The 4503-nt window shown below is 72.7% G+C and carries 3 protein-coding genes; all 3 read left to right on the top strand.

The window, feature by feature from the left end; translation table 11 throughout:
• Window positions 1-285 precede the first annotated feature (285 nt).
• The 3 genes from AB0E96_RS38460 (at window position 286) to AB0E96_RS38450 (ending at window position 4386) form a co-directional block, all read left to right on the top strand.
• Window positions 286-1638 (top strand): MFS transporter, encoded by a 1353-nt coding sequence (locus tag AB0E96_RS38460; protein ID WP_359831085.1) that lies wholly within the window; start codon window positions 286-288, stop codon window positions 1636-1638.
• A gap of 59 nt (window positions 1639-1697) precedes the next feature.
• The gene (locus AB0E96_RS38455) at window positions 1698-2591 is read left to right on the top strand and encodes an SAM-dependent methyltransferase (RefSeq protein WP_359831083.1); all 894 of its coding nucleotides are present in this window, start codon (window positions 1698-1700) and stop codon (window positions 2589-2591) included.
• A gap of 169 nt (window positions 2592-2760) precedes the next feature.
• The gene (locus AB0E96_RS38450; RefSeq protein WP_359831081.1) at window positions 2761-4386 is read left to right on the top strand and encodes a metallophosphoesterase family protein; all 1626 of its coding nucleotides are present in this window, start codon (window positions 2761-2763) and stop codon (window positions 4384-4386) included.
• The last annotated feature ends 117 nt before the right edge of the window (window positions 4387-4503 follow it).

The raw sequence follows: 4503 nt of genomic DNA, 5'->3' as shown, positions 1-4503 counted from the left end.
GAACATCGTCGTCGGCCTGGCCGGCCTGCTCGACCTCGGGTACGTCGCCTTCCTCGGCGTCGGCGCCTACGCCGCCGCCCTGGTCATCGAGGGCTGCGACGGCGGCGGGCAGGGCGCGCCGAGGGTTTCGGGTGATCATGAAAGGCACGGCACAGGAATATCACCTGCCTGTCACACCAGTCACATGGGATTCTCATCCGCCTATCGGTGGAGGAGTCGGCGACGGCCTCCGGTCGGGCGCGCGGTGTGATTCCGCGCGGATCCGAACGGTGCCATGCTGAGGCCATGACAGAAAGCAGTGCGGTGGCACCGCTCCGTGAACAGGCGGAAACCGGCGGCCGGCGGCGGGAGTTGGCCGCGGCGACGGTCGGATCGGTCGTCGAGTCCTTCGACTGGAACGTCTACGCCGTCCTCGCGCCCTACTTCGCGGCCGACCTCTTCGGGCACGGCAAGCACGGCGTCAGCGGCGTCCTCGGCGCCTACGTCACCTTCGCCGTGGGCTTCGGCGCCCGACCGGTCGGCTCCTACCTGATCGGGCGGCTCAGCGACGGCCGGGGGCGGCGCTTCGCGCTCAGCCTCGGCATGGCGGTGATCGCCGCCGCCAGCCTCGGCCTCGCCGCCGTACCGGGCCAGCGCAGCATCGGGGTCTGGGCGGCGGTACTGGCCGTGCTCGCCCGGGTGGTGCAGGGTCTCGCCTTCGGAGGGGAGGCGCCGAGCGTGGCCGCGTACGTGACCGAGACCGCCCCGGCGCGGCACCGCTTCGCGTTCAGCTCGGTCTCCTACGGCGGCATCATCCTCGGCTCGCTGCTCTCCTTCGGCGTGCTCACCCTGCTGCTCCACACCCTCGGCAAGTCCGGTCTGGAGAGCGGCGGTTGGCGGTGGGGCTTCGTGATCGCCGCGCTGCTCGGACTGGCCGCCGTCTGGGTGCGGCGCCGGGCGCCGGAGAGCGCGGAGTTCCACCGCGCCCGGGAGCGCTCCGCCCGCACCGCTCGCCCGCCGTTCCTGCGGACGCTGCGTGAACACCGCTGGGCGGTGTTCACCGTCTTCCTCAACACCCTGGGCGGGACGGTCGGTTACTACTTCGCTCTGGTCTACCTGCCGCAGTACGCCGCCGCCTACCACGTGATCGACAAGGAGGACGCGGCCTCCTTCATGACCGTGGTGCTCGGCGTGGTGCTGGTCACCATGCTGCTCACCGGCGCCGCCGCCGACCGCTTCGGCCTGCTGCCGGTCGCCCGGATCGCCTTCGTCCTGCCGATCCCGCTGGTCGGCGTCCTGCTGGCCGGGCTGCGCCAGGGCTGGCTGCCGTTCCAGGCCGTCGCCGTGCTGCTGGGGATGCTGGTGGCCACGGTGCTCGGCACGCTCAACGTCTTCACCGGGCTGCTGTTCCCGACGGAGGTGCGGGCGGTCGGCCTCGGCGTCGTCAACGCGACCACCATCGCCGCGTTCGGCGGGACCTTCCCGCTGCTCGCCGAGTGGCTGGGCGACCGGCACTGGCTGGGCGTCATCCCGGTGTACGTCACCGTCTGCACGGCCGGCCCGGCCCTCGGGCTGCTGACGGCGATGCGGGTGCCCTCCTTCGTGGCGGCGACGGGCCGGGCGGAAGCCTCGGTTCAGCGGACACCGGGAACCGCCTGACGGACAGTCACCGGTTGTGGTTGAGTGGTCCGGACCAACGCGGAGCGGGGAGGGCGAGCGTGGACACGGACGCATGGGGTTCCGACACGGCGGACACCGGGACGGCGGGCGCCGCCGTCTCCGAGAGCTGGCTCACCGAGGCCGACTACGAGGCGCCGCCCGAGGTGGACCTGCGCATCGACCGGGCGCACTCCGCCCGGGTCTACGACTACCTGCTCGGCGGCAAGACCAACTTCCCGGCCGACCGCGAGGTCGGGGACCGCGTCCTGGCCGAACTGCCCGGCGTGCGCGCGGACGCCGCCGCCGCCCGGGCCGTGATGCACCGGATGGTCCGCCGGCTCGCCGAGGTGCACGGCGTGCGGCAGTTCCTGGACGTCGGCACCGGCATCCCCACCACGCCCAACCTGCACGAGATCGTGCAGGCCGTCGACCCGGCCTGTCGCGTGGTCTACGTCGACAACGACCCGATCGTGCTCGCCCACTCGCGGGCCCTGCTCACCAGCACCCCCGAGGGCCGTACCGCCTACGTCCAGGGCGACCTGCGCGAGCCGGAGCGGTTCCTCGCCGACCCGGGGGTGGCCGCCACCCTGGACCTGCGCGAGCCGGTCGCCCTGACGCTCGTCAACATCGTCCACTTCCTCTCCGACGAGGTCGCGCACCCGCCCGTCCGCAAGCTCCTGGACGCCCTGCCCGCCGGCAGCTTCCTCGCGCTCACCGCCGCGACCGCCGACCTCGCGCCGGAGCGCGCGGAGGTCGCCGACCGCCGCTACGCGGAGGCCGGGATCAGCCTGCACTTCCGCTCGCGCGAGCGGTTCGAACGCTTCTTCGCCGGGCTGGAGTTGGACGAGCCGGGCGTGGTCCTGGTCGACCGCTGGCACCCGGAGCCCGCCGAGGCCGCGGCCGCGGGCGAGGGCAAGGTCGGGCTGTACGGGGGAGTGGGCCGCAAGGAGTAGCCGGGCGCCCGCGCCGCGGCCGGATCCCGTTCGGTGGCCGGATCGAGTCTCCCGGTCGGCGCCGCCCCGACCATGCGATCGATCATCTCTGCCAAAACGATCGTCTTTACGTGCACATGTCATTAAAGTGACTGCCTGTCGAACCCCCCACTCGACAGGCGGAGTCCTCATGACCATTGCACGCAGGTCCATCCTCAAGGGCACCTCGGCGGCCGGAGCCGCCCTGGTGGCAGCGGGCACGACGGCGGCCGCGCAACCCGCGGCCGCCGCGCCGGCCGACGACGCGCCCACCAGCCCACTGCTGTTGACCACCCCGCACCGCGCGGGCACGGCCGGAGTGGCCGGACTGCACCTCCAGTTCGGCACCGACGCCGGCACGGAGATGACGGTCTCGTGGATCAGCCCCCAGTCCGTGCGCCGCCCCCAGGTCCGGTACGGCTCGACGGACGGCGGCCTCGGCCGGGTCGTCCAGGCCGAGACCCGCACCTACCGGGACTCGCTCGACAAGGCCGAGGTGTACGTCCACCACGCGCGCCTCACCGGCCTGCGCCCGGGCACCACCTACCTCTACAGCGCCGGCCACGACGGGGCCACCCCCGAGACCGGTACCTTCACCACCGCCCCGCGCGGACGCGCCCCCTTCACCTTCACCAGCTTCGGCGACCAGGGCGCGCCCAACCTCCGCCGCCGGATCACCTTCCCCGACGGCATGCCCTCCCCGCTCGGCAAGTACCCGGTGTACATGAGCAGCCAGGTCGGCACCGCGGCCTCCGCCGACATCGTCACCGCCGTCGAACGCGTCGGGCCGCTGTTCAACCTCATCAACGGCGACCTCTGCTACTCCTCCTACGCCGGCCGCCACGGCCAGAGCCGCACCGCGACCTGGGCCGACTGGTTCATCAGCAACAGCCGGTCCACCCGGCTGCGGCCCTGGATGCCCTGCGTCGGCAACCACGAGAACGAGGGCGGCAACGGCCCGATCGGCGCGCTCGGCTACCAGGCCTACTACTCCCTGCCCGACTCCTCGGCCTCCTCCGACGAGGAGACCCGGGGCCTGTGGTACGCCTTCACCGTCGGCTCGGTGCGCTTCATCAGCCTCGCCAACGACGACGAGGCCATCCAGAACTCCGGCGACATCTATCTGCGCGGCTTCTCCGGCGGCGCACAACGGCGCTGGCTGGAGCGGGAGTTGCGGGTGGCGCGGAGCAGCAGGTCGATCGACTGGATCGTGGTCTGCATGCACCACCCGATGGTCTCCAGCTCGAAGCACGGCGCCGGCAGCGACCTCGGCCTCCGGGAGACCTGGGGCCCGCTGTTCGACGCCTACGGGGTCGACCTGGTGGTCTGCGGCCACGAGCACTACTACGAGCGCTCCCACCCCGTCCGCGGCACCCTGCCCAACGACGCCCGCACCCCGGTGCCGACCGGCACCCGCACCGACATGGTCGACACCGGACGGGGCACCGTCCACATGGTCATCGGCGCCGGCGGCAACGCCGCCACCACCCAGGACGACCTCTTCGAGCAGCCCAAGGGCCGGGTGGTCATCGGGCTGGAGGACCAGAAACCGGGGATGCCGTACCGGGAGTCGATCTGGCTCACGGAGGACGCGCCCTGGGCCGCCGTCCAGGACCGCACCCACCCCCACGGCTTCGCGGCCTTCGAGGTCGACCCGGGAGACCGGCGCGGCGGCACCACCACGATGAAGGTCACCTACTACACCTTCGACGGGCCGCACGCGGACCTCACGCCGGTGGACGCCTTCACCCTGTACCGGCGGCGGACCGACGGCTGAGCACGTGAGCACGTGAGCGCCCGACCGCCCGGCCGCCCGTCAGGCGGGCGTGCGGTCGGTCGGGCGGTCGGGCGAGCGCGGGTCAGGCGCGGAACAGCCGGATGAGCGCGTCCCACC

This window comes from Kitasatospora sp. NPDC036755, from assembly GCF_040636595.1.
Classification (GTDB): Bacteria; Actinomycetota; Actinomycetes; order Streptomycetales; family Streptomycetaceae; genus Kitasatospora.
The sequence above is the reverse complement of the archived record's forward strand: the minus strand, read 5'-3'. Positions and strand labels throughout refer to the sequence as shown.